General features: G+C 70.3%; 25 protein-coding genes. 6 read left to right on the plus strand and 19 right to left on the minus strand.

Going from position 1 to position 24,815, the window contains the following annotated elements; genetic code table 11:
• Positions 1-2: 2 nt before the first annotated feature.
• Together nrdR and FN821_RS03500 are read right to left on the minus strand one after the other, a co-directional pair.
• Positions 3-494, minus strand: coding sequence for a transcriptional regulator NrdR (nrdR, locus tag FN821_RS03495; RefSeq protein WP_131171151.1), 492 nt, complete (start codon positions 492-494; stop codon positions 3-5).
• Positions 495-720: 226 nt separating this feature from the next.
• Positions 721-990 carry a hypothetical protein gene (locus FN821_RS03500; protein WP_131171152.1) on the minus strand — a complete coding sequence of 90 codons (270 nt, stop codon included), beginning with the start codon at positions 988-990 and terminating at the stop codon, positions 721-723.
• A gap of 362 nt (positions 991-1,352) precedes the next feature.
• Between FN821_RS03500 and lexA the strand changes: the two genes are divergently transcribed.
• Positions 1,353-2,186 (plus strand): transcriptional repressor LexA, encoded by an 834-nt coding sequence (gene lexA, locus FN821_RS03505; protein ID WP_131171153.1) that lies wholly within the window; start codon positions 1,353-1,355, stop codon positions 2,184-2,186.
• Here lexA and FN821_RS03510 read toward each other — a convergent pair whose 3' ends face one another.
• The 7 genes from FN821_RS03510 to dapF are packed head-to-tail and all read right to left on the minus strand — an operon-like array spanning position 2,187 to position 10,339.
• Positions 2,187-3,569 (minus strand): dihydrolipoamide acetyltransferase family protein, encoded by a 1,383-nt coding sequence (locus FN821_RS03510; protein ID WP_131171154.1) that lies wholly within the window; start codon positions 3,567-3,569, stop codon positions 2,187-2,189. It abuts the gene before it with no gap.
• Positions 3,570-3,579: 10 nt separating this feature from the next.
• On the minus strand, positions 3,580-4,554 hold the full coding sequence (locus FN821_RS03515) for an alpha-ketoacid dehydrogenase subunit beta (protein WP_131171155.1): 975 nt from the start codon (positions 4,552-4,554) through the stop codon (positions 3,580-3,582).
• On the minus strand, positions 4,551-5,651 hold the full coding sequence (pdhA, locus tag FN821_RS03520) for a pyruvate dehydrogenase (acetyl-transferring) E1 component subunit alpha (RefSeq protein WP_131171156.1): 1,101 nt from the start codon (positions 5,649-5,651) through the stop codon (positions 4,551-4,553). The genes FN821_RS03515 and pdhA overlap by 4 nt, the downstream gene beginning before the upstream one ends.
• A 40-nt stretch (positions 5,652-5,691) precedes the next feature.
• Positions 5,692-7,701 (minus strand): ATP-dependent DNA helicase, encoded by a 2,010-nt coding sequence (locus FN821_RS03525; protein WP_421958036.1) that lies wholly within the window; start codon positions 7,699-7,701, stop codon positions 5,692-5,694.
• On the minus strand, positions 7,688-8,083 hold the full coding sequence (locus FN821_RS03530; protein WP_131171157.1) for a DUF952 domain-containing protein: 396 nt from the start codon (positions 8,081-8,083) through the stop codon (positions 7,688-7,690). The genes FN821_RS03525 and FN821_RS03530 overlap by 14 nt, the downstream gene beginning before the upstream one ends.
• Positions 8,080-9,498 carry a GTPase HflX gene (gene hflX / locus FN821_RS03535; RefSeq protein ID WP_241660074.1) on the minus strand — a complete coding sequence of 473 codons (1,419 nt, stop codon included), beginning with the start codon at positions 9,496-9,498 and terminating at the stop codon, positions 8,080-8,082. Before hflX ends, FN821_RS03530 begins: the two co-directional genes overlap by 4 nt.
• On the minus strand, positions 9,491-10,339 hold the full coding sequence (dapF, locus tag FN821_RS03540; protein WP_131171158.1) for a diaminopimelate epimerase: 849 nt from the start codon (positions 10,337-10,339) through the stop codon (positions 9,491-9,493). The genes hflX and dapF overlap by 8 nt, the downstream gene beginning before the upstream one ends.
• A 70-nt stretch (positions 10,340-10,409) precedes the next feature.
• On the opposite strand from dapF, the gene FN821_RS14155 reads away from it, so the two are divergent.
• On the plus strand, positions 10,410-10,901 hold the full coding sequence (locus FN821_RS14155) for an antitoxin (RefSeq protein WP_165489225.1): 492 nt from the start codon (positions 10,410-10,412) through the stop codon (positions 10,899-10,901).
• Here the strand turns inward: FN821_RS14155 and miaA are convergent.
• Positions 10,894-11,811, minus strand: a complete 918-nt coding sequence (gene miaA, locus FN821_RS03550) for a tRNA (adenosine(37)-N6)-dimethylallyltransferase MiaA (protein WP_241660075.1) — start codon at positions 11,809-11,811, stop codon at positions 10,894-10,896. The two genes, FN821_RS14155 and miaA, sit on opposite strands and share 8 nt — an antisense overlap.
• Positions 11,812-11,855: 44 nt before the next feature.
• Here miaA and FN821_RS03555 point away from each other — a divergent pair, with 44 nt between their 5' ends.
• Complete coding sequence (locus FN821_RS03555) at positions 11,856-12,344, plus strand: SNARE-associated domain-containing protein (protein WP_131171160.1); 489 nt, start codon at positions 11,856-11,858, stop codon at positions 12,342-12,344.
• Here the strand turns inward: FN821_RS03555 and miaB are convergent.
• Positions 12,341-13,795 (minus strand): tRNA (N6-isopentenyl adenosine(37)-C2)-methylthiotransferase MiaB, encoded by a 1,455-nt coding sequence (miaB, locus tag FN821_RS03560; protein ID WP_131171161.1) that lies wholly within the window; start codon positions 13,793-13,795, stop codon positions 12,341-12,343. The genes FN821_RS03555 and miaB overlap by 4 nt on opposite strands.
• Before the next feature lie 70 nt (positions 13,796-13,865).
• Here miaB and FN821_RS03565 point away from each other — a divergent pair, with 70 nt between their 5' ends.
• The gene (locus FN821_RS03565; RefSeq protein ID WP_131171162.1) at positions 13,866-15,557 is read left to right on the plus strand and encodes a glycoside hydrolase family 13 protein; all 1,692 of its coding nucleotides are present in this window, start codon (positions 13,866-13,868) and stop codon (positions 15,555-15,557) included.
• Positions 15,558-15,674: 117 nt separating this feature from the next.
• Here the strand turns inward: FN821_RS03565 and rny are convergent, their stop codons facing one another.
• From rny to rimO, 8 genes are all read right to left on the minus strand, one after another.
• Positions 15,675-17,318, minus strand: coding sequence for a ribonuclease Y (gene rny, locus FN821_RS03570; protein WP_131171163.1), 1,644 nt, complete (start codon positions 17,316-17,318; stop codon positions 15,675-15,677).
• Between the two features lie 218 nt (positions 17,319-17,536).
• Positions 17,537-17,998 (minus strand): regulatory protein RecX, encoded by a 462-nt coding sequence (locus FN821_RS03575; RefSeq protein ID WP_165489226.1) that lies wholly within the window; start codon positions 17,996-17,998, stop codon positions 17,537-17,539.
• Between the two features lie 68 nt (positions 17,999-18,066).
• Positions 18,067-19,203: a recombinase RecA gene (recA, locus tag FN821_RS03580; RefSeq protein WP_131171165.1), complete on the minus strand. Its 1,137-nt coding sequence runs from the start codon at positions 19,201-19,203 to the stop codon at positions 18,067-18,069.
• Positions 19,204-19,379: 176 nt separating this feature from the next.
• Positions 19,380-19,574 carry a DUF3046 domain-containing protein gene (locus FN821_RS03585; protein ID WP_131171166.1) on the minus strand — a complete coding sequence of 65 codons (195 nt, stop codon included), beginning with the start codon at positions 19,572-19,574 and terminating at the stop codon, positions 19,380-19,382.
• A 16-nt stretch (positions 19,575-19,590) separates the two neighbouring features.
• A complete protein-coding gene (locus FN821_RS03590; RefSeq protein ID WP_131171167.1) occupies positions 19,591-19,872 on the minus strand; it encodes a helix-turn-helix domain-containing protein in 282 nt (93 codons plus the stop codon).
• 69 nt (positions 19,873-19,941) lie between these two features.
• Entirely contained in the window at positions 19,942-20,433 is a 492-nt protein-coding gene (locus FN821_RS03595; protein ID WP_131171168.1) for a CinA family protein, read from the minus strand.
• Positions 20,430-21,038: a CDP-diacylglycerol--glycerol-3-phosphate 3-phosphatidyltransferase gene (pgsA, locus tag FN821_RS03600; RefSeq protein ID WP_131171169.1), complete on the minus strand. Its 609-nt coding sequence runs from the start codon at positions 21,036-21,038 to the stop codon at positions 20,430-20,432. Before pgsA ends, FN821_RS03595 begins: the two co-directional genes overlap by 4 nt.
• Positions 21,035-22,498: a 30S ribosomal protein S12 methylthiotransferase RimO gene (gene rimO / locus FN821_RS03605; protein ID WP_131171170.1), complete on the minus strand. Its 1,464-nt coding sequence runs from the start codon at positions 22,496-22,498 to the stop codon at positions 21,035-21,037. The genes pgsA and rimO overlap by 4 nt, the downstream gene beginning before the upstream one ends.
• Positions 22,499-22,589: 91 nt before the next feature.
• Between rimO and FN821_RS03610 the strand changes: the two genes are divergently transcribed.
• The gene (locus FN821_RS03610; protein ID WP_131171171.1) at positions 22,590-23,810 is read left to right on the plus strand and encodes a pyridoxal phosphate-dependent aminotransferase; all 1,221 of its coding nucleotides are present in this window, start codon (positions 22,590-22,592) and stop codon (positions 23,808-23,810) included.
• Between the two features lie 3 nt (positions 23,811-23,813).
• The gene (locus FN821_RS03615; RefSeq protein WP_131171172.1) at positions 23,814-24,815 is read left to right on the plus strand and encodes an alpha/beta hydrolase; all 1,002 of its coding nucleotides are present in this window, start codon (positions 23,814-23,816) and stop codon (positions 24,813-24,815) included.

The following is a 24,815-nucleotide window of genomic DNA, read 5'->3' on the forward strand; positions in this document are numbered from 1 at the left end:
GTTCAGAACAGGTGCTCAGCAGAGCTCTGTGCGCGGGGTGGGACGGCGGCTACCGTGTCACGGAGCCGCTGGATCTCGGTCTCGAAGTCGTCGAGGCAGGCGTAGTTCTTATAAACGGACGCGAACCGGAGGTACGCGACCGGGTCCAGGCTCTTCAGCGGGCCCAGGATCGCGACCCCGACCTGCTCGGCCGGCACTTCGGCCTGGCCGCACGCCCGAATGGTCTCCTCGACCTGCTGGCCGAGTTTGGCCAGGTCGGCCTCGCTGACCGGACGCCCCTTGCAGGCCTTGCGGACGCCGCCGATGACCTTCTCGCGCGAGAAGGGTTCGACGACGCCGGATCGCTTCAGCACGACGAGCTGCGTGGCTTCCAGCGTGGTGAACCGGCGCGCGCACTCCTTGCACTCGCGGCGGCGGCGGATGCTGGAGCCGTCCTCGGCGACCCGAGAGTCGAGGACGCGCGAATCAGGGTGCCGACAGTAAGGGCAATGCACGCCGTACCCCTTCCAGTTCGGACGCCTGCGCCGCGAGGATGTGGACGACGCTGTGGACGAGATGTGCACTCTCACCACAATCTGTGGGAAAAACACACCCTTGTAACTACTAGATGTAGAGGTTAGGCCGCGAGTGTCGTGGGCTGCAAGTGCCGACACGCCGACGCACCGATCCGGAAAAAGATCAAGCCCGACCCACCGGGCCGGGCTCGAACGTGGCTCTGCCTCAGCGGCCGATGGCGGCCTCCGCAACGATGCCGGCTGCGGCGACTTGTCCCGAGATCGGGGCGTCACTCACGGCCAGGAATGACGACACCAAGGTGGTCGTCATCGCGACCACCACGAGGGTGACCATCGCGAGCATGACAGCGAGGCCCCGGCTCGTCCACTCGTAGCGCGGCGCCGGATCGGCCAGCCGGACGACGCGGACCGTGTCGGCCTCATGCTGAGGTGCGCCCTCGTTGACAAAGGTCGGCGCCAGGTTGACGGGCACCATGGCCGCTCTCGCGGTCCAACGCGTCGGCTGCTGGGGGCCGACGGGTGCACTCGATCGGGCCCTCGGTGCGTGGCGAACGTCCGCCGGGCGCTTCGGCGCGACATGGCTGGGCGCCGGCTGTGCCAGAAGTGCGGTCATCTCGATCTCCCATCGACTCGAACGTCTGTTCGGAAGTATTATCGAACGCAGGCCCGATTGCAAGACGTAATCGGCTGGTTGTTCGATCCGTGCTTCCGTGACGAGGAGCCTGCCAGGCGCCTCCGACAGTTTTGGGAAGCGCCCTGGACGGGACTCGGGGAGAATCGAACGACACGCCGAACGTGTGTTTGATTAGGCTCCGTTCGAATGCTTAGGTTGATGGCATGGGTACCTCAGAACCTCCGAAGCGGGTCGGCCGTCCGCCGACGAAGAAGGTCATCCCGTCCCAGGCGCGGCGGGGGCGTCCGACCGATGACGAGATCGTCGCGCTCGGGAAGGTGGCCAAGAAGCTCGGGAAGGTCACCAGCCTGCCGGACGGTCCGGTCGACGGCGCCGGGCTCACGCTGCGCCAACGGCTGATCCTGCAGATGATCAAGGAGTCCACCGAGTCCCGCGGCTACCCGCCCACGATCCGCGAGATGGGTGAGGCTGTCGGGCTGGCGTCCCCCTCGTCGGTGACGCACCAGCTCAAGGCGTTGGAGGCCAAGGGCTTCCTGCGTCGTGATCCGAAGCGCCCGAGGGCCCTGATGGTCCATCTGCCGCCTGCCGACGTGTCAGAGGTGGTCGAGGCGCCGGCGTCCGTTCACGAACTCGACTCCGCCCAGGACTTCTCGTCCACCGGCAACGCGGTGAACGTGCCCGTCGTCGGACGCATCGCAGCGGGCGGTCCGATCCTCGCCGAGGAGCGGATCGAAGATGTCTTCCCGCTGCCGCGCGAGCTGGTCGGCGAGGGCACCCTGTTCCTGCTGGAGGTCCGCGGCGACTCGATGATCGACGCCGCCATCTGCGACGGCGACTACGTAGTGGTCCGCCAGCAGCCCGACGCCAACAACGGCGACATCGTCGCCGCCCTGATCGGCGACGAGGCCACGGTCAAGACGTTCAAGCGGACGCCGGGGCAGGTGTGGCTGCTGCCGCACAACCCCGCGTACTCCCCCATCGACGGCAACGAAGCCACGATCCTCGGCAAGGTGACGGCCGTTCTGCGTCGCGTCTAGCTAGAACAGCAGGGCCAGGCCCGGTTCCCTCAACACGGTGGCCACGTCGTTGAGGAACCGGGCTCCTGCTTCTCCGTCCAGGACGCGGTGATCGATCGTGAGCGTGAGCGTCGCCACCGACCGGATCTCCAGCTGATCCCCGTCCGGGCCGGACACCACCCAGGGTCGCTTGTTGATGGCCCCCAGGCACAAGACGGCCGACTCCCCCGGCACCAGGATCGGCGTCCCGCCTTCGATGCCGAACACGCCGACGTTCGTGATGGTGAACGTACCGCCCCGGCAGTCGGCCGGCGTGATCCGTCCTTCGCGGGCCGCGGTCACGATGCCGTTCAGGGCCTGCGCCAGCGCCACGAGGCTGAGCTGGTTGGCCGCCTTGATGTTCGGCACGACCAGCCCGCGGGCGGTCGCGGCGGCCACGCCGAGGTTCACGTCGTCGGGGACGACGATCTCGCCTCGATCGAGGTCGATCGAGCCGTTGACTTCGGGACTGCGGTTCATGGCCAGGCACACCGCCCGGGCGAGCACCAGGATGGGCGAGATGCGCAGCCCGTCGAACTCGCGGCGCTTCTTGAGCGCCTCAATCAAGCGCACCGTCTCGGTCACGTCGACGTCGGCCCACAGCGAGGCCTGCGGGGCCTTGACCGAGTTGATCATCGCGTTGACCATCTCGCGCCGCACGCCGCGCAGGGGCGTCCGGGTGACCCGTCCGGGCTGCGGACCGTTCCCGCCTGAGACGGACGCCGCCCGCGCCACGTCGGCCGCGGTGATGGTCCCGTCCGGACCCGTCCCGGTGACAGTCGAGAGGTCGACCTCCAGGTCGCGGGCCAGCCGCCGGACCTGCGGCTTCGCCCGGACACCGTTGAAGCCGGACGCCCCGGACGCCGGTTCGCCCGGCTCGGGCAGCGGCGGCGGGACGGCTCCCGCCGAGAGGGGCGCGGGCGACGAGACCTCGTCGACGGGCCGGGACACGGGGGCGTCCGTGGCGTAGGACTCGTTCACCAGCTCGTGCCGCTCGTCGGCCACGACCGCCCCCTTGCGGGGGCGTCGGCTGACGGCCGCCGCAGAGGTGCCGTAGCCGACCAGGACGGCACCCGAGCCTTCAACCTCGCCCACGACAGGGCCGGACACCGTCGGCGTCCCGGCGTCCTGGCCCTCGTCGACCGTCATGATGGCCGATCCGACGGGCACGATTTGCCCCTCGTCCACCAGCAGGGCCACCACGGTGCCGGCATGCGGCGCGGGCAGTTCGACGAGCGACTTGGCCGTCTCGATCTCGACGATGGCGTCGTTGACGGCCACCACGTCGCCCGGCTTCACCAGCCAGTGCACGATCTCAGCCTCGACGAGACCCTCACCGGGGTCGGGCAGCAGCACGGTCTTCATCGGACTCTCCTCAGTAGGCGAACGCGCGGTCCACGGCGTCCAGGACGCGGTCGACGTCGGGCAGGTAGGCGTGTTCGGTCTTGGCCGGCGGGTAGGGGATGTCGTAGCCGGTGACGCGCAGGACGGGCGCGTCCAGGCTGTAGAAGCACGACTCGGTGACGCGGGCGGCGATCTCGGCGCCAAGCCCGCCCGAGCGGGACGCCTCGTGCACGACGATGCAGCGGCCGGTGCGCTCGACAGATGCCACGATCGCGTCGTCGTCCAACGGAGCTAGCGAGCGGAGGTCGACGACCTCCAGCTGTCGACCTTCGGACGCCGCCGCCTCCGCGGCGTCCAGGCACGTCTGCACGGTGGGGCCGTAGGCGAGCAGCGTGGCGTCGGTGCCCGACCGGACGACCCGGGCGGCGTGCAGGGGCTCGGGCGAGACGTCGGGATCCACCTCCCCGCGCACGTAGTAGCGCCGCTTCGGCTCGAGGAAGATCACCGGGTCGTCCGATGCGATCGCCTGCTGGATGCCCCAGTAGCCGTCCGACGGGTTGCTGACCGTGATGACCTTGAGCCCGGGCGTGTGGGCGAAGTAGGCCTCGGGCGACTCGGAGTGGTGCTCGATGGCCCCGATGCCGCCGCCGTAGGGGATCCGGATCACCAGCGGCGCCGTCAGGCGTCCGTGCGAGCGGAAGTGCAGCCGCGAGACCTGAGACGTGATCTGGTCGAAGGCCGGGAAGACGAACCCGTCGAACTGAATCTCGACGACGGGCCGATACCCGCGCAGGGCCAGCCCGACGGCCGTGCCGACGATCCCGGACTCGGCCAGCGGCGAGTCCATGACCCGGCTCTCGCCGAAGTCGGCCTGCAAGCCCTCGGTGACGCGGAAGACGCCACCGAGGCGTCCGATGTCTTCGCCCATGAGGACGACCTTCGGGTCGGCCTCCAGGGCGCGCCGCAGGCCGGCGTTGATCGCCTTGGCCAGGGTCATCGTCATCATGCGGTCTCCTCGAAGGACGCCTCGTAGGCCTCGTGGGCGTCGCGCTGGCGGATCAGCCCGGACGGCGTCTTGGCGTAGACGCGGGTGAACCAGTCGGCGAGGGCCGGATCGGGCAGTGAGACGACGTCGTCGCGCAGCTGCTCGGCGAGGGCGTCGGACTCGTTGGTGAGATGACCCTCCCAGAGGTCGTCGATGGCCCCGGTCGACCGCAGGTAGGCCCGGACGCGGGCGATCGGGTCCTTGGCCCGCCAGGACGCCTCTTCGTCGCGTCCCCGGTACTTGGTGGGGTCGTCCGAGGTGGTGTGGGCGCCCATGCGGTAGGTGAAGGCCTCGATGAACGTCGGACCCTCGCCGCGACGCGCCCGGTCGAGCGCCCATGACGTGACGGCCTGCACGGCCAGGACGTCGTTGCCGTCCACGCGGACGCTGGGGATGCCGAACCCCCGGGCACGCTGGTAGAGCGGGATCTTGGTCTGGCGCTCGATCGGCACCGAGATGGCCCACTGGTTGTTCTGGCAGAACAAGACCAGCGGCGCGTTGTAGGACGCGGCGAACACGAAGGCCTCGCTGACGTCGCCCTGGGACGTCGCCCCGTCGCCGAAGTAGACCATGGCGGCGGCGTTGGTGGCGTCGTCGGGGCCCACGCGTCCGTCGAGCTGGAGGGCCATCGCGATGCCCGTGGCATGCAGCGCCTGGGTGCCGATCACGAAGCTGTACAGGTGGAAGCGCAGGGCGCGGCTGTCCCAGTCGACCATGTGGGTGCCGCGGAACGTCTTGAGGATCTCCAGGGGCGTCACGCCCATCCCGAGCGCGACGGCGTGCTCGCGATAGCTCGGGATGACCTCGTCGCGCGACCCCACTGCGGCCACGGAGCCCACCTGGGCCGCCTCCTGCCCCAGCATCGGCGGCCACAGCCCGAGTTCCCCCTTGCGTTGCAGGGCGGTCGCTTCGGCGTCCAACCGGCGCGCCAGCACCATGGCGCGCAGGTGGGCCGCGATCGAGGAATCGTCGCCGGCGTAGCCGAAGTCAGGGTGGGAGACGCGGCGTCCGTCGGGCGTCAGCAGCTGGACGAAGCCGGGATCGTGGTCGAGATCCATGCCGCGATCCTACACTTACGTAACCGTAGCTAGCGAGTCGTCAGGCGTCCGCGTCCTTCGCGCTGGACGCCAGACGGCGCAGCGCCGACACCGCGATCTCGCGATCGGTGGTTTGCCAGAAGCCCGGCATGGATGCCCTCAGGAAGCTCCCGTACCGCGCGCGCTTGAGCCGTGGATCGAGGACGGCCACCACTCCCCTGTCGCTCAGCCGCCGGATGAGGCGTCCGGAGCCTTGGGCCAGCAGGAGCGCCGCGTGCGTGGCCGCGACCGCCATGAATCCGTTGCCGCCGGCCTGCGCCACCGCCTGCTGGCGGGCCTGCATGAGCGGCTCGTCCGGACGCGGGAACGGGATCTTGTCGATGATCACCAACAAGCAGGTGTCGCCCGGGATGTCGACGCCCTGCCACAACGACAGCGTGCCGAACAGCGCCGTCTCGGGCTCGTTCACGAATCGCCTCGTCAGCTCGGGAAGCTGGGCGTCGCCTTGGCACAGGATCGTGCGTCCCGGCAGCTCCGCCCGACAGTGGCGAGCGGCGGCCTCGGCGTTGCGCTGGGACGCGAACAGCCCCAGGACGCGCCCATCCGCGGCCCACAGCAGCTCGGCAACCTCGGCCAGGACCTCGGGGCCGATGCCGTCGCGCCCCGGTGTAGGCAGCTGATCGGCGATGTAGAGGATGCCCTGACGCGCGTAGTCAAACGGCGAGCCCACGTCCAGAGCGGTCCAGGTCAGGCCGTCGCCGTCGGCGTCCAGTTCGGCATCGCGCTCGTCGCGGCGCAGCCCCACGCTGGACGCGACCGCTTCGAAGTCGCCCCCGAGCTTGAGGGTGGCCGAGGTCAGGACGGTCGGCGTCCGGCTCAGGACCCGCTCCCGCAGCAGGCCGGCGACGTCGAGCGGGGCCAGGACGAGCCAGCGTCCGAACCGCTCCCGCTCGCTGACGTAGACCACGTCGGTCGGCTTCAGCGTCGCCATCGCGGACGCCGCGTCGTGCACCTCCTTGGCCGCCGCCGACGCCTGCTTGGCGTCCGGGTCGTCGCTCGGGAGGGCGGAGACCACCCGGCGGGACACGTCCGCGACGAGGGAGAGCACGGCGATCACCTCGGCATCCGGGTCCTCGATGCGGCCCAGCGGGGCGTCCAGCAGTGCCGCCCCGAGATCGTCGGCGACGTTGAGGAACTCCAGGCCGAGGTCGTCGTCCAGCCAGGTGAGGCAGCGCTTGGCGACCCGCTCGACCTGCTGCGGGGAGAGCTCCATGGACGCCGCCCCCGTCACGCGCGCGACGAGTTCGTGCGCCTCGTCGATGATCAGCCGCGAGTGCTCGGGCAGCGCGGTGCCGCCGTGCATCGCATCGATGGCCAGGAGCGCGTGGTTGGTCACGATCAGCTGGGAACCGCGAGCGATCTCCCGCGACTTCTCGACGAAGCACTCACCCCCGTACGGGCAGTTCGTGGCGCCCAGGCACTCGCGAACGGGCACCGACACCTGCGACCACGCCGCCGGGGTGTGCGTCGGCGCCCCGTCGCGATCGGCCAGGCCACCGTCGGACGCCTCGTCCTCGGCCCACTCCCGCAGGGCCACCACCTCGGCGCCGAGCACCGAGGTGGCGTCGGCGGCGCCCTTGCGCAGCGTGTCCGCCAGGTCCGCGGCGCCCAGCAGCGTCGACTGGTCCTCGTGGCCGGCTCCGTTGCGGACCTTCAGCAGGCAGGCGTAGTTCGAGCGCCCCTTCAACACGGCGTGGCTCACCGTCCGCCCGGTCACCGAGGCCGCCGCGTCGACGGCCGCAGGAATGTCCGAGCCCGCCAGCTGAGCCTGGAGCGCCAGCGTGGCCGTCGCGATGACGACCCGCTCGGACGGGTGCTCACTCAAGTAGTTCAGCGCCGGGGCCAGATAGCCCAACGATTTCCCGGTGCCGGTGCCCGCCTGCACCAAGACATTGCCGCCGTGCTCGATGACCGCTGCGACGGCGTCCGCCATCTGTTCTTGGCCCTCGCGGGGCGCGCCGCCGATCGCGGCGACGGCCGCGGCCAGGATCTCGGAGCTACTCGACGACACCCGGCGTCCCCAGGACCAGACCGCCGCCCTCGTCGAAGGTCGCCGGCCGGACGGTGAGGACGGCGTCCACCGCGATCGGCCCGTAGACGTGCGGGAACCGCTGCCCGTTCGAGGCGGGCACCTCCTCGACGTGCACCCGGACGCCGCGGGCCGCGAGCGCCTCGCGGTTGAGTTCCAAGACCAGCAACGGCTCGTCGACGTCGGCATAGAAGGCCCTGGCCACGCCGGCGAGCTGATGCGGGTAGGAGCAGTGGATGAAGCCCTCCTCGGCCAGCGACCGTCCCCGGGTGCTGATCTCGTACGAGCCGGACGCCAAGGCGTCCTCCCAGTCGGACGCCAGCGCCAGGTGCCACAGCGGGAACAGGACCGGCTCGGTCGTCACGAGGCGTCCTGCACGAACGGCGACAGCTCGTCGGCAAGGGCCGGCGCGACGCGGGCGACGACGAGGGTGCCGTCTCCGGTGTGCTCGGTGGAGATCAGCTCGCCGGCCTTGTGGATGCGGTCGATCAGGTCGCCGCGGGCGTACGGCACCAGGGCGCGGATCTCGATCTGCAGCCGCGGCAGCCGCTCCTCGACCCGGGCCAGGAGTTCCTCGATGCCCTCCCCGGTGCGCGCCGAGACGAAGATCGCTCCCGCGTCCAGGGTGCGCAGTTCGGTGATCCGGTCGGCGTCGGCGAGGTCGACCTTGTTGAAGACCAGCTGCTCGGCCACCCCGGACGCCCCGATCTCGGCCAGGACCGTCCGCACGGCTCGGATCTGGCCGGCGGGGTCGGCGTCCGAGGCATCGACCACGTGCAGGAGCAGGTCGGCCTCGACGGACTCCTCCAGCGTCGACCGGAACGCCTCCACCAGGTCGTGCGGCAGGTTCCGGACGAAACCGACGGTGTCGGTGAGGGTGTAGACGCGTCCGTCGCCGGTCGCGGTGCGGCGCGTCGTCGGGTCGAGGGTCGCGAACAGCGCGTCCTGCACGAGCACGCCCGCGCCGGTCAGCCGGTTCAGCAGCGACGACTTGCCCGCGTTGGTGTAGCCCACGATCGCGACGGACGGCACCGCGTTGCGTCGGCGCTCGGCGCGCGTCGTCGCGCGCACGGCGTCCATGTCACGCAGCTTGCGGCGCAGGATGGCGATGCGGGTCTTGATGCGGCGACGATCGGTCTCGATCTTCGTCTCACCGGGGCCGCGGCCGCCGATCCCGGCGCCGCCGGCCGCGCGACCGCCCGCCTGGCGCGACAGGTTGCCACCCCAGCCGCGGAGGCGCTGGCGAAGGTACTGCAGCTGCGCGAGCTCGACCTGGGCCTTGCCTTCGACCGACTTCGCGTGCTGGGCGAAGATGTCCAGGATCAGCCCGGTGCGGTCGATGACCTTGACCTGCAGGCGGTCTTCCAGGTTGCGGAGCTGCGCGGGGTCGAGTTCGCCGTCCGCGATCACGGTGTCGGCGGCCGTCGCGATGACGACCTCGCGCACCTCGTCCACTTTGCCGCGACCGACGAAGGTCGCGGCGTCCGGATGCGATCGGCGCTGGACGAGCGCGTCCAGGACCTCGGCTCCGGCGGTCTCGGCGAGCAGTCGGAGTTCGGCCATCGAGTTCTCGGCGTCCGCAGCCGAGCCCGACATCCACACTCCGACGAGCACGACCCGCTCCAGTTGCAGGTCGCGGTACTCGACCTCGGAGATGTCGGTCAGCTGCGTCGACATGCCGGCGACCCGGCGCAGCGCGAGGCGCTCGGCCAGCTCGCTCTGGTCGCCGTCGTACGCCTCCGGATCGGCGGCGTCCGTGTACTCCACGCGCTCAGCCACGATGCTCCTCCTCAGGCACGACGATCGTGCCGTGGTAGACGATCTCGGCGGGCCCGCTGAGGTACGCGTCACCGCCGGCCAGCTCCACCCGGACGCTTCCGCCGGGCACGTGCACCACGTATTCGGCCTCGGTTTCGCCGTGATCAGCGGCGAAGGCGGACGCCGCCGCGACCGTCCCCGTGCCGCACGAGAAGGTCTCGCCCACCCCGCGCTCGAACACCCGCATGCGCAGCTCGTTCGCGCCGACCGGCGTGATGAACTCGAGGTTCACGCCGTTCGCGAAGGCGTCCGACGGTGACCAGGCGGGCATGCGCGTCAGGTCCAGCGAGCGCAGGCGGTCGGCGTCCACGACGCTCACGGCGTGCGGGTTGCCCACGTCCACCGCCCGGGCGCGCCACGTGTGCGAGCCGACGCTCACCTCGACCGCGGGCTCCTCGACCGCGGGGCGGCCCATCCAGACGCGCACCCCGCCGGCCGGCAGGTACGTGCCGATCCGGACGCCGGCGCGCGTGCCGATGGTGACCGATTCGACGTCGGCCGGCACCAGCCCGGCCGCCTTCAGGAAGACGAGGAAGACCCGGACGCCGTTGCCGCACATCTCGGCCAGCGAACCGTCGGCGTTGCGGTAGTCCATGAACCACAGCTCCGGCTTGCCGGCCCAGCCCTCGATGAACCGGGCGGGCACGGCCCGCAGCACCCCGTCGGCCCCGACTCCGGCTCGACGGTCGCACAGGAAGCGCACCTGCGCCGGGCTCGGATCGAACGAGCCGTCGGGATCTGACAACACGACGAAGTCGTTCATCGTGCCGTGACCCTTGGCGAACTCGAGCTGGACAGGCATGTGCGCGATTCTCCCACAGCACTCCGACAGTCTCCGGACGCCCCTTGCCAGGTCAGGCACGATAGAGGCCATGACCGACAAGAGCGCCTCTGGAGCCGCCGACGCCCGCGCCGCCCTCGCCAAGCTCCGCGCCTACGCCACGGACCACTCCGACGACATCGTCGGCGTGATCGACTCGCTCGGTGCCTTCGTCGACGCGCGCACCAAGGGCCGCTACAGCGACCGCATCGACCGCGCCCAGGCTGCGGTGACGACGCGCGTGAAGTCGACGCTCAAGCCGGACGCCCCCGCGCACGCCGCCGACCCGTTCAACCTCGACGAGGAGCCCACCTGGCAGCAGCCGCCGGGCGGCGCCGGCTCGCGGGCGGCCACGTCGTCGAGGCCCGACGTCAAGGCGGCCCTGGTCAAGCTCCGCGGCTTCGCGGCCGAGCACGCCGACGACCTGGCGGGCCTCGTCGATCAGGTCGGCGACTTCGTGGACGCCCAGACGAAGGGGCGCTATACGCGCAAGATCGACCAGGCGCAGGCGCTCGCGAAGTCCCAGCTTCGGCGGCTCAAGTAGCCGCGACGGCGTCCGCGAGCTCGGCGGCCAGTCCCGGCGTGCCGGCCGCACGCCAGGTGATCCGCGCGTCGCGCCTGAACCAGCCCAGCTGCTTGCGGGCAAAGCGACGCGTGCCGCGGATCGTTGCCTCCTGAGCCTCCTGTTCGGTGCAGCTTCCGTCCAGGAACTCCAGCACCTGCCGGTACCCCAGCGCCCTGGACGCCGTGCGTCCGTTCCGCAGGCCCAGCGGCAGCAGCGCCCTGACCTCGTCCACCAGCCCGTCCGCCCACATCGCGTGGACGCGCGCCTCGATGCGGGCGTCCATGACCTCGCGCGGCAGCTCCAGGCCGTAGGACAGCACCCCCTCCACGGCGTAGGTCCACTCCGGCAGCGTGGACGTGAAGCCGCCGGTCAGCTCGATCACCTCGAGCGCCCTGACGATGCGGCGGCCGTTGCCGGGCAGAATGCCGGACGCGACGTCCGGGGCCGACGCTGCGAGGCGTCCGTGCAGCGCCTCGGGGCCGACGCGCTCGAGCTCGGCCTCCCAGCGGGCCCGGACCTCGGCGTCCGTTCCGGGGAACTCGAAGTTGTCGAGGATCGCCCGCACGTAGAGCGCAGACCCCCCCACGACGATCGGAACGACCCCGCGCTCCCGGCAGTCGGCGATCGCGGCGCGCGCGAGCCGCTGGAAGTCCGCCACGGTCGCCGTCGCGGTCACGTCGATGATGTCGACGAGGTGATGCCGGACGCCCCTGCGCTCGGCGAGCGTGGGCTTGGCCGTGCCGATGTCCATGCCTCGATAGACGAGCATCGAGTCGGCGTTGACGATCTCTGCCGGCTGCCCGCGTTCGATCAGCGCGAGGGCGACGTCGACGGCGAGGGTCGATTTGCCGGACGCCGTCGGTCCGTTGAGCGCGAGCACGGGGGGCACCGGGCCATTCTGCCCTGTCACCGGTCCTCGGGTACGGTATGCCGGTGCCGACCACCACCCAGCCCACCGCGTTCTGGATCGCGCTGGCGGGGCTCTTCGCGATCGCGATGCTCCGGGGCCAAGGCACCTACTGGCTGGCCCGCCTCGTCGCCCACGGCTCGACGCGCGTCACGGAGAACTCGCGGCCTTGGCGCCTTCGGGTGGCCGCGTGGCTGGACGGCCCCCGCGTCGCGGTCGGCCGCCGCCTCCTCGGGCGCTGGGGCCTGCCGCTCATCACGATCTGCTATCTCACGGTGGGCCTGCAGACGATCATCCTGGCCAGCGCCGGACTCCTCCGCGTCGGGTGGGTGCGCTTCACCCTCGCCCAGCTGCCCGGCGCCATCGCCTGGGCCTGGATCTACTCCACGATCGGGATCGCCGCCTTCGAGGCGCTGCTCGGGGCGGCTATTTCGTCGCCACTCGGGATCGCCGTCATTGCCGCGGTCGCCGTCGTCGTCATCGCGACGATCGTCGTTCGGCGGCGCGCCCGCTAGGACCGTCGCGTCGGCAGACCGAGCCCCACGGACGCCGTCGCCGCCGGCTCCTGCGCGGCGGCCAACCGGGCTTCGTGGGCGTCGCCGCCCTGGGTCCGACGCAGGTTCGTCAGGCCAGCGTCCGCGTTCAGGTGGTGCGGGGCCGCGTAGGTGATCTCGACGTCGGCGATGTCACCAGGACGCGGCACCTCGCCGTCGGCCACCGCGACGTGCACGAGGCGGTTGTCGCGGGCGCGTCCGGAGACGCGGCGCGTGGCGGCGTCCTTGCGGCCCTCGCCCTCGGCGAACATGACCTCGACGGTCTGGCCGACGAGCTTCTTGTTCTCGTCCCACGAGATGTCGCCGACGAGCTCGACCAGCCGCTCGTAGCGCGCCTGCACGACCTCCTTGGGCACCTGGTTCGGCATCGTGGCGGCGGGCGTCCCGGGGCGGATCGAGTACTGGAAGGTGAAGGCGGCGGCGAACCGAGACGCCGCGACGACGTCCATCGTCCGCTCGAAGTCGTCCTCGGTCTCGCCCGGGAAGCCGACGATGATGTCGGTCGTGATGGCGGCGTCCGGCATGGCGGCCCGGACGCGCTCGATGATGCCGAGGAACTTCTCGGAGCGGTAGCTGCGCTTCATGGCGCGCAGGACGGCGTCCGACCCGGACTGCAGCGGCATGTGCAGGCTGGGCATCACGTTCGGCGTCTCGGCCATGGCGGCGATGACGTCGTCGGTGAACGCTGCCGGATGGGGCGAGGTGAACCGGACGCGCTCCAGCCCGTCGATGCGTCCGCAAGCCCGCAGCAGCTTGCCGAAGGCCAGCCGGTCGCCGAACTCGACGCCGTAGGTGTTGACGTTCTGGCCGAGCAGCGTGACCTCCTGGACGCCCTCGCTCACCAGGTGCTCGATCTCGGCCAGGATGTCGCCCGGGCGGCGGTCCTGCTCGGTGCCCCGCAGCGAGGGAACGATGCAGAAAGTGCACGTGTTGTTGCAGCCGACGCTGATCGACACCCAGGCCGAGTAGGCGGACTCGCGGCGCGTCGGCAGCGTGGACGGGAACCGGGTCAGCGCCTCTTCGATCTCGACCTGGGACGCTTCAAGCGCTCGGGCCCGCTCGAGCAGGATCGGCAACGAGCCGATGTTGTGGGTGCCGAAGACGACGTCCACCCACGGGGCGCGCGACGTGACGATGTCCTTGTCCTTCTGCGCCATGCAGCCACCCACCGCGATCTGCATCCCGGGGTGCGCGTTCTTGACCGGACGCAGATGGCCGAGGTTGCCGTACAGCCGGTTGTCGGCGTTCTCGCGGACCGCGCAGGTGTTGAAGACCACGACGTCGGCCTGGGCGTCCTCCGCAGCCCGTACGTAGCCCGCGTCCTCCAGCAGCCCCGAGATGCGCTCGGAGTCGTGGACGTTCATCTGGCACCCGTAGGTGATCACCTGGTAGCTGCGCGTGGCGTTCGTCATAACGAAGGGGGATCCTAGCTGTCGTCGTTGAGCTTTGCCTCGACACCTAACTCCCGTTCGAAGGATCGCCATGGCCCACACCGCGCCCGAGTCCACCGTCCGACCCGACCCAAACTGGTGGCGCCACGCCGTCGTCTACCAGATCTACCCGCGCAGTTTCGCCGACAGCAACGGCGACGGCGTCGGCGACATCGGCGGGATCCGCGCCCACCTCGACCACCTGGCCGAGCTGGGGGTGGACGCCATCTGGATCAACCCGTGGTACCCCTCCCCCATGAAGGACGCCGGCTACGACGTGTCCGACTACCGCGACATCGAACCCATCTTCGGGACGATGGCCGAGGCCGAAGCGCTCATCGCCGAGGCGCATGCGCGTGGCATCCGGGTCATCATCGACATCGTCCCCAACCACACCTCTGATCAGCACCGTTGGTTCAAGGACGCCGTGGCGGCGGGCCCGGGCTCACCGGAGCGCGAGCGGTTCATTGTCCGGGACGGCCGCGGCGAGGACGGCGCCGAACCGCCGAACGACTGGATGAGCGTGTTCGGCGGCCCCGCCTGGACGCGCCTGACGGACGCCGACGGTCGCGGTGAGCAGTGGTACCTGCGCCTGTTCGCCCCGGAGCAGCCCGACGTCAACTGGTCGCACCCCGACATCCACGCCGAGTTCGAGGAGACCCTGCGGTTCTGGTTCGACCGCGGGGTCGACGGGTTCCGCATCGACGTGGCGCACGGTCTCGTGAAGGACCCGTCCCTGCCCGACCTCGACGGCCTGGGCTTCCCGCTGCCCGACGACACCCCGGACGGCGTCGACCACCCGCACTGGGATCGTCCCGACGTGCACGAGATTTTCCGGGCCTGGCGGCGGGTGGCCGACTCGTATGAGGGCGCGCGTGCCTTCTGCGGCGAGATCTGGGTGGGTCGTGACGCGCGGCTGGCCGCCTACCTGCGTCCAGACGAGTTGCACACGGCGTTCAACTTCAACTTCCTGATGGCCCCGTGGCTGCCCGGACCCATGCGGACCGTCATCGACCGAACCCTGGACGCCCACGCGTCCGTCGGCGCGCCGCCCACGTGGGTGCTGGGGAACCACGACGTGTGTCGTCCGGTGTCGCGGTACGCGCGTCCGCAGGACCTGTTGAAGCCCGAGGATCGATTCCTCTCCGACTTCCTACCCTTCCCGGCCGACTTCGAGGTGGGCCTGCGGCGTGCCCGCGCCGCGGCGCTGCTGTCGCTGGCCCTGCCGGGCGGCGCCTACATCTACCAGGGCGAGGAGCTGGGCCTCCCCGAGGCTGAGGCCATCCCGCGGGAGGCGCTGCAGGACCCGTGGGCCTTCGGTACCAACTTCGAGAATCTCGGCCGCGACGGGTGCCGCGTGCCGCTGCCCTGGACGGCGTCCGGTGACACCTTCGGCTTCGGCCCCATCGGCGGCGAGCAGCCTTGGCTGCCGCAGCCGGAGTTCTTCGGACGCCTCAGCGCGGCCGCGCAGGAAGGTGACCCGTCCTCGACGCTGAGCTTCTATCGCGCGGCGCTGAAGGCGCGGGCTGGCAACCCCGCGTTGGGAGACGGTGGCATGACCTGGGTGGACGCCGGACCCGAGGTCCTCGCCTTCACCAGAGATCCGGGGTTCGGTTGCTGGGTGAACTTCGGGCCCGAGCCGGTCGCTCTGCCCGCCGGCGCCGAGCCGATCCTGAGCAGCGGTGCACCGATCGATGGCGGGCTGCTGCCGTCCGACACGGCCGTGTGGCTGCGGCTGGCCTAGGGCTATTCAAGGCGCACCGGCACTCCATGGGTCCAGAGAGCGGGCTCATCGGGTGGTCCCGCTCTTTCGGTGGCCAGCGGGACGCCAGCTCGGCCCGATCTGGCTGCCAGCGGTCGGCTAGTGGGCGAGCTCGGTGGCGCGGGACTCCCGGACGACCGTGATCTTGATCGTGCCCGGGTAGGTGAGCTCCGCCTCCACCTGCTTGGCGATGTCGCGGGCGAGGAACTGCGCGTCGGCGTCCGAGACCGCTTCGGGGCTGACCATGACGCGGATCTCCCGTCCGGCCTGCATGGCGAACACGCGGTCGACCCCGTCCCTGTCGCCCGCGATCTCCTCGAGCCGCTCCAGCCGCTGAACGTAGGCTTCGAGGCTCTCCCGACGCGCCCCGGGTCGCGACCCGGAGATCGCGTCCGCGGCCTGGGTGAGGACCGCTTCGACGGTGCGGGGCTCGACCTCGTTGTGGTGCGCCTCGACGGCGTGCGCGATGTCGGCGTGCTCCCCGTGCCGGCGGAGCAACTCCGCCCCGACGATCGCGTGGGAGCCCCCCGCCTCGTGGGTCAAGGCCTTGCCGATGTCGTGCAGGAAGGCGGCCCTCCGACAGGTGTCGACGTCGAGCCCGAGTTCAGCAGCCATCATGGCGGCGAGATGACCGCACTCGATGAGGTGCTTGAGGACGTTCTGGCCGTACGAGGTTCGGTACTGGAGCGCCCCCACGATCGGCACCAGCGCAGGCGCCAGGTCGGTGATCTTCATCTCGACCAGCGCCTCCTGGCCCGCTCGCAGGCAGCGCTCCTCGACGGTGGCCAGGCTGCGTTCGTACGCCTCCTCGATGCGCGCCGGCTGGATGCGGCCGTCGCGGATCAGCTCGACGAGCGTGATCCTGGCCGTCTCCCGCCGCACCGGGTCGAAGCAGCTGAGTAGGACGGCTTCGGGGGTGTCATCGATCATCAGGTTCACGCCGGTGATCTGCTCGAACGCGCGGATGTTGCGTCCCTCGCGGCCGATGATGCGTCCCTTGAGGTCCTCGCTCGGCAGCGGGACGGTGGTCACGACCGACTCCGACGTCTGTTCCGACGCAAGCCGCTGGATCGATTCCACGATGGTCCGGCGTGCCCGGGCCTCGGCGTCCCGGACGGCGGCGGTCTCGATCTCGCGCGCGAGGGCTGCGGCGGACAGCTTGGCCTCGTGTTCGACGCGGGCCATCAGGGCCTGCCGAGCCTCCTCGGCGGTCAGCCCGGCCAACTGCTCCAGCGTCGCGCGCGCCGTGGCCTCCGTCCGGGCCAAGTCCTGCGCTCGCCGCTCGACGTCGAGTTCACGCTTGCTCAGGGTCTCGAGGCGGCGCAGCACCTCATCCTGTTGGCCAACCAGCTTGGCCTCGTGCTCGACGGCCGCGCGCCGGGACCGGTTCAGCTCGTCCTCCCGCGTCGAAAGTTCGGACGCCTTCTGGTCCAGCTCCTCTCGCTGCCGCCCCAGGGCATCGGTCTGGACCGCGAGGACCTCACGGGCTTGAATCCGAAGACGCTCGGCTTCGAGTTTGATCCCCTCGACTTCGGCCCGCGCCTTCTCGAGGCTCGCCTTCTCCATCGCGGTCTGCTTCTTGCTGACCTGCTCGGCGGGACGCTGGGTCGGCTCGACTGGAGGGCGCCGCAGCCGGACCAACAGCCTCGGCATGCGCGCCATGATGACCAGGACGGCCGCGACGAGCACGACCACGACGATCAGGAGCACGACGCCCAGCCTCAGCAATGCGTCTGTCGTCATGTCGCCCCCTCGTCGCGTCGGGGCCATCGTAGGACGTGATCGGACCTAAACAATCGCCCCCGGGCAACACCCGGCGCCGTGCGGACTCACTCGGGCTCGTAGTCGCTCGGGACCTCGCGAGCACCCGGCGGCGTCTGAGCCCCGACTAGGTGCGCTCGGGATCCGTCGCCCTGGTTTCTCGTCGTGCACACGGGTGACCGCGTTTTCCCCGTACGAACTCACTCAGGCTCGGATGGGTTCAGCACCTCGCGGAGCACGCGGGCTACGACGCCGGACGGGAAGCCTCGACGCGCGAGCGCCCCGGCGAGACGCCGATACCGCACTGCGGGCTCCACGTTCCGCAGGGCCGAGACCCGCTTGCGCGCGAAGGCGAGCGCCGATTGCAGGTCGGCGTCCTCGTCCAGGCTGCCCATGGCCTCCAGAACAGTGTCGGAGTCGACGCCCTTCGTGCGCAGCTCCTGTCGGATGACACGGGTGCTGCGCCCCGACCGCTGGCGGTTCTCGGCCCAGGCCTGCGAGAACGCGGCGTCGTCGACCAGCCGAAGCTCCTCGAACCGGTCGAGCACTTCCTCGGACGCCTCGGCCGGCACCCCGCGCGCATCAAGCGCCTTCTGCAACTCGGCCCGGCTACGCGCCCGGGTGGTGAGCTGCCGCAGCACGATCTCGCGGGCGACGGCCACGGGATCGGCCGGGGGGCCAGACCCGCCCTCCGGCTCTTCCCGGGGCCGTCGTCGAGAGACCATCGGCGTCAGAAGACCAGCTCGCCGGTCAGGGGGTCGACGCCGTCGGGAACAGCGGACGCCTTGCGTCCGCGCGGCGACGGCGAGGCGGGCTCGGCTGCGGGCGCCGGAGCGCTCGCAGCCGTGGCGGCGGCCAGCGCGGCCGCACCTTCCGGACCGATGCCCAGCTTGGCCTTGATGCGCCGTTCGATCTCGTTCGCAACCTCAGGGTTGCGCTTGAGGTAGTTGCGGGCGTTCTCCTTGCCCTGGCCGAGTTGATCGCCCTCGTAGGTGAACCAGGCCCCTGCCTTGCGGATGATGCCCTCTTCCACACCGGCGTCGATCAGGCTGCCCTCACGGCTGATGCCCTCGCCGTAGATGATGTCGAACTCGGCCTGCTTGAAGGGCGGCGCGACCTTGTTCTTGACGACCTTGACGCGGGTGCGGTTGCCCACCGACTCGGTGCCGTCCTTGAGGGTCTCGATGCGACGCACGTCGAGGCGCACGGTGGAGTAGAACTTCAGGGCGCGGCCACCCGTGGTGGTCTCGGGTGAGCCGAACATCACCCCGATCTTCTCGCGCAGCTGGTTGATGAAGATGGCGGTGGTGTTCGACGAGTTCAGAGCGCCCGTCATCTTGCGCAGCGCCTGGCTCATGAGGCGCGCCTGCAGGCCGACGTGGCTGTCGCCCATCTCGCCCTCGATCTCGGCGCGCGGGGTCAGAGCTGCGACGGAGTCGATGACCACCAGTGCAAGGGCACCCGAGCGCACCAGCATGTCGGCGATCTCCAGCGCCTGCTCGCCGTTGTCGGGCTGGCTGACCAGCAGGGCGTCGGTGTCGACGCCCAGCGCCTTCGCGTAGTCGGGATCCAGGGCGTGCTCGGCGTCGATGAAGGCGCAGATGCCACCCGCGCGCTGGGCGTTCGCCACCGCGTGCAGGGCCACGGTCGTCTTACCGCTCGACTCCGGGCCGTAGATCTCCACCACGCGCCCGCGCGGCAGGCCGCCCACCCCGAGCGCCACGTCCAGAGCGATGGACCCGGTCGGGATGATCTCCATCGGCAACCGGGTCTCATCGCCCAGCCGCATGACCGACCCCTTGCCGTGCTGCTTCTCGATCTGGGCGAGCGCGGCCTCCAGAGCCTTCTCGCGATCAGCTACCGCCATGACCGTTCCTTTCCTGCCTCAGCCAGTTGACGTCCACACATTAGGAACCGCCTCCGACATTTCGTCACGTTCGCCAAATCTGTGGATAACTCTGCTCGGATCCAGCGTCGCGAGACAGACTACCGAACACATGTTCGAAGACAAGCAACCGGTCTCCGGCGTGTCGAGGAGCGGAATCAGCGCTCGGAATCAGGCAGTTCCAGGGCGACCCACACGGCATCCCAGACCGCCCGTGTCGGCACGCCGTCAGCCAGTGCCTCCAGGACGGTTCGGCTGTCGAGGGCGGTCAAGGCGACCTGGCCGGCCCAGCTTTTCGCGTAGCCAGCGCCGACATGGCTGTCCAGACGGCGCCACAGCTCCGTCTCCCTCACCGCAGGTTGCCGAGGATCAGGCCGCGCGGACCGTGCGCAGCGGCAGCGGGGTGATGCGGGTGCCGGCATCGGCCCGCTCGGCGACATCGCGCAGGACGTCCGCCAAAGGGACGTCCAGGGCGGCACAGATCGCGTTCAGCAGCTCGCTGGACGCCTCCTTGTGGCCACGCTCGATCTCCGAGAGGTAGCCCAACGAGACCCGCGCGGACGACGAGACGTCACGCAACGTGAGGTCGGAGGACACGCGCAACTCGCGCAGCGTCTGCCCCAGCATGTCTCTCATCAGCACCGCAGCCATCTCGCCTCCCATCCTCAAGCCATGCCCTGAAACCCACACGAGCCGTGAGGTATTCCGGATCGTTTCAGCCTACACCGGGGACAAGATGCGCAGCAGCATCGACAACGCCGCGTCGACGGTGGCCATTCGGACTGCCGAGCGGTCGCCTTCGAACTGGAACTGCTGGGTCATCACCAAGGGGGCCAGCGTTCCGATGCGCGGGCCCTGGACGCCGATCCAGACCTCGCCCGGATCATGGCCGTCCTGCGGATCCGGACCCGCAACGCCGGTGACGCCGATGCACCAGTCGGCCCCCGTGGCTGCGCTGATGCCGGCGGCCATCCCCTGCGCGACCTGCGAGCTGACCACCGAGAACGTCTCGATCTCCAAGCGCTCGACCTGCAGCAGGCTCGACTTGAGCTCGGTGGCGTAGGCAACCACTCCACCCAGGTACACCTTGGACGCCCCCGGCACCGATGTGATGGCCGCCCCCAGCATCCCGCCGGTCAACGACTCGGCCGTGGCCAAGGTGATGTCCCGCTCGCGCATGGTCGCCACCACGCGGGCGGCCAGGTCGGTCATCGCCGTCGTTCCTCGGGGTGCGCTTCGAAGTAGGCCGCCCGGGTGCGTCCTGCCGCCAGCAGGTAGTCGATGCCCGTGTAGACGGTCAGCGCGAAGGCCAGGATCATGATCGCCCACGCGATCCACCCCCACCACGCCGGGAGGAAGCCCAGCCCCGGAATGAACATGGCCAGGGCGACCGCCTGGGTGACGGTCTTGAGTTTGCCGCCCATATTGGCGGCCATGACCGTTCCGTACTGGAGGATCCAGACCCGCATCAGCGTGATGCCCCACTCGCGCAGCAGGATCATCACGGTGATCCACCACGGCAGCTCGCCGAGGATCGACAGCCCGATGAAGCCCATTCCGGTCAGGGCCTTGTCGGCGATCGGATCCCACAGCTTGCCGAAGTTGGTGATCAGGTTGTACCTGCGGGCGATCTTGCCGTCGGCCATGTCGGTGAGGATCGCGAGGATGAAGACCCCGTCGGCGATCCACCTCATCGACGGGCTGGCGAGGTTGGCCAGCAGCAGCCAGGCAAAGACGGGCACCAGCACGATGCGCAGGACGGTCAAGGCGTTCGGCACGTTCCAGTTGCTGGTCGTGCCCTGCACCGGTGTGGTCATCGCTCACGCTCCACGATCAGGTCTGCGCCGTCAGTTGCCGTGACCCTACCCCACACGAGTTCGCCCACGGCGAGGCGGCCCGCGGCGTCCTCGATCGACACCGAGCCGTCCACGTCGGGGCCCTGGTGCTCGGCCCGTCCGACCGCTCCCCGCTCGTCGCGGCCCTCGATCAGCACCTGGACGCGCTCCCCCATCCGTTCGTCTGCTCGCGCCTCGACCAGGTCGTTCGCGAGCGTGGACAGGCGCTCGTACCGCTCGGCGATCACGTCGTCGTCCACGTGGTCCGGCAGTGCGACGCCTTCGGTGCCCTCCTCGTCGGAGTACGCGAAGACGCCGAGCGCGTCCAGTCGAGCTTCTGACACGAAGTCGACGAGGGTCTGGACGTCGGCGTCCGTCTCGCCGGGGAACCCGACGATGACGTTGCTGCGGACGCCAGCGTTCGGCGCCAACGTGCGAATCCGCTCTAGCAGGCCGAGGAACTGTTCGGGGCTGCCATAGCGGCGCATGCGCCGCAGCACGGGAGTCGAGGCGTGCTGGAACGACAAGTCGAAGTACGGCACGACCTTCGGCGTCGAGCACATGGCCTCCAGCAGCCCGGGCCGCACCTCGGCCGGCTGCAGATAGCTCACTCGAATCCACTCCAGCTCGTCGATCGCCGACAGCTCCCGCAGCAATCGAGGCAGCGCGTCCAGATCGCGCAGGTCCTTGCCGTACGAGGTCGAGTTCTCGCTGACGAGGAACGCCTCCTTGACGCCCTGGGCGGCCAGGGCGCGCACCTCGGCCACGACGTCCTCCACCGGACGCGACACGAACGAGCCCCTAAACGAGGGAATGGCGCAGAACGTGCAGCGACGGTCGCAGCCGGACGCGATCTTCACCGGCGCGGACGGACCCGGGCTCAGCCGGCGTCGCACCGGACGAGGGCCGGACGCCGGGGCGGCCACGCTGGGCAGATCCGGCAGGTCGTCGGTCGGCTCCAACAGCTGCGGCTGGAACAGGCCGGGAACGGCGACATCGGACGCCGCACGCTGGCGTCCGCTCGGTGCCAGCGGCAAGAGCCGCCGACGATCGGTCGGGACGTGGGAGTCGAGGTGCTCGCCCGCCATGATCCGGCGCAGCCGGGCATCGATGTCGGCGTACGCGTCGAAGCCCAGGACGGCGTCCGCCTCGGGCAGCGCGTCGGCGAGCTCGGCGCCGTAGCGCTCGGCCATGCAACCGACTGCCACGACGCGCCGCGTCGTTCCGCCCTTCAGATCGGACGCCGCGAGCAGCGTGTCGATGGAGTCCTTCTTGGCCGACTCGATGAAGCCGCACGTGTTCACGACGATCGCCTCGGCGTCCGATGGCTCGTCGACGAGGACGAAACCGCCGGCCTCGAGGCGTCCGGCGAGCTCGTCGGAATCCACCTCGTTGCGGGCGCAGCCGAGGGAGACGATGTGCACGGTGGTCGCAGCAGTCACCCGAACAGGCTAGCGGCGCGGCAACCGGACGCGGCGAACGCGCGATGGGCCTCCGGAGGATCGGCCGCGCCCGGGTGCGATAATCGCCCCCATGCGCCGACAGATCTTTCAGAGCCGCAAGCTGGCCGACGTCCGCTACGACGTCCGGGGACCCATCCTCGTCGAGGCCCAGCGGCTCGAGGCCGAGGGCCACAAGATCCTGAAGCTCAACATCGGCAATCCGGCTCCGTTCGGCTTCGAGGCCCCCGAGGGCATCCAGGCGGCGATGATCCATACGTTGGGCGAGTCGCAGGGCTACTCGGACTCGCGCGGCATCTACGCCGCCCGGACGGCCGTGGCGAACTACTACCAGTCGCACGGGCTGACCGGGGTCGGCGTCGACGACGTCTACATCGGCAACGGGGTCAGTGAGCTGATCAGCATGATCCTGCAGGCCTACACCGACAACGGCGACGAGATCCTGGTGCCCGCGCCCGACTATCCGCTCTGGACGGGCGCCGTCACGCTGTCGGGCGGCAAGGCCGTCCACTACCTGTGCGACGAGAGCAACGGCTGGAACCCCGACCTCGCCGACATCGAGGCCAAGATCACCGACCGCACCAAGGCGCTGGTCGTGATCAACCCCAACAACCCCACCGGAGCGGTCTATAGCGAGGACATCGTCAAGGGCCTTGCCGAGATCGCCCGCCGCCACGAGCTGGTCCTGTTCAGCGACGAGATCTACGAGAAGATCCTGTTCGACGGGCACGTCCACCACCACACGGCGACGTTCGCCGGCGACGACGTGCTGTGCATCACCTTCAGCGGGCTGTCGAAGGCATACCAGGTCTGCGGCTACCGGGCCGGCTGGGCCGTGATCACCGGCCCGAAGGACATCGCCGCCGACTTCATCGAGGGCATCACGCTGCTGGCCAATATGCGGATGTGCGCCAACGTGCCTGGTCAGCAGGCCATCCAAACCGCGCTGGGCGGCTACCAGAGCATCGACGAGTACATCGTCCCGGGGGGCCGCTTCTACGACCAGAGCAAGCTCGCCTGGAAGCTCCTCAACGAGATCCCCGGCGTGAGCTGCGTCGAACCGCAGGGCGCGTTGTACGTCTTCCCGCGCCTCGACCCGGACGTCTACCCCATCGAGGACGACCAGGCGTTCGTCATCGAGCTGCTGCGGGCCAAGAAGATCCTGGTCACGCACGGGACCGGCTTCAACTGGCCGCACCCGGATCACTTCCGCCTCGTCGCACTGCCGGACACGTCCGTGCTGACCGAGGCCATCGGCCGGATCGCGAGCTTCCTCGAGACCAAGCGAGCCTGATCCGTGCGGTCGGCGGGCCTGCTGGCCGGGGCGGCCGTCGTCGCCCTCACGGTCGGCGCGTGCGCGTCGGCGCCGGGTCCGGTGCCCGGTGTGGGGGCGTCGCCGTCGACCTCGACGTCGGCGTCCGGGATCGCGTCAGCCAGCGCGGCGACGCCGTCGGCGTCCGTTCCTCGGGGGACGCCGGGGGCGGCCTACCTGGACGTCGCGTACGCCTCGGACGACTCGGTGTCCCATCGGTTGGACCTGTACCTCCCCACAACCCCGGGGCCGTCCGCGACCGTGCTGTTCCTCCACGGTGGGTCCTGGGCGATCGGCCGCAAGACGATGCTCGGCGGCTACGGGGCGCTCAGAGACGCCCTGCTGGCACGGGGCTACGCGGTGGCGAGCGCGGAGTTCCGCCCGAGCACCTCCGCGCGGTTCCCGGCCCAGCTCGACGACGTCAAGGCGGCGATCAGGTTCCTGCGGGCGAACGCGGGGGGCCTCACGCTTAAACCTGACACCCTGGTCCTCGCCGGCGACTCCTCCGGCGCCCACCTGGCCCAGCTCGCCGCCCTGACCGGTGACGATCCCGCCTGGGAGGGGACGGTCGGGACGACCGGCGTCTCCACCAAGGCGTCCGCCGTGGTCAGCTTCTACGGCGTCTCCGATCTCACGCGGCTGACGTCCGATCAGGACGCCGCCGGCTGCCAGTTCGACGCCGCGACGACGGGCGTCCTGATCACGCTGCTGGGTGGCGACCCGGCCGGCGCCGCGCGCGAGGAGGCCCTCCGGGCGAGCCCCGTGTCCCACGCGGGCGGCGCCAGGACGCCGATGCTGCTGCTCCACGGGACGAAGGACTGCCTGGTGCCCGCGGCGCAGAGTCAGCGGATGGCCGACGCGCTCCGGGCCGCCGGGACGCCGGTGCAGCTCGAACTGCTGCCCGCGGGCCACGATGACGGCGCGTTCTACACCGACCAGGTGCTGCGCGGACTGGTCCTGCCGTTCCTGGATCGCACCCTCGGCTGA

The organism is Propioniciclava tarda (assembly GCF_900182665.1).
GTDB lineage: Bacteria > Actinomycetota > Actinomycetes > Propionibacteriales > Propionibacteriaceae > Propioniciclava > Propioniciclava tarda.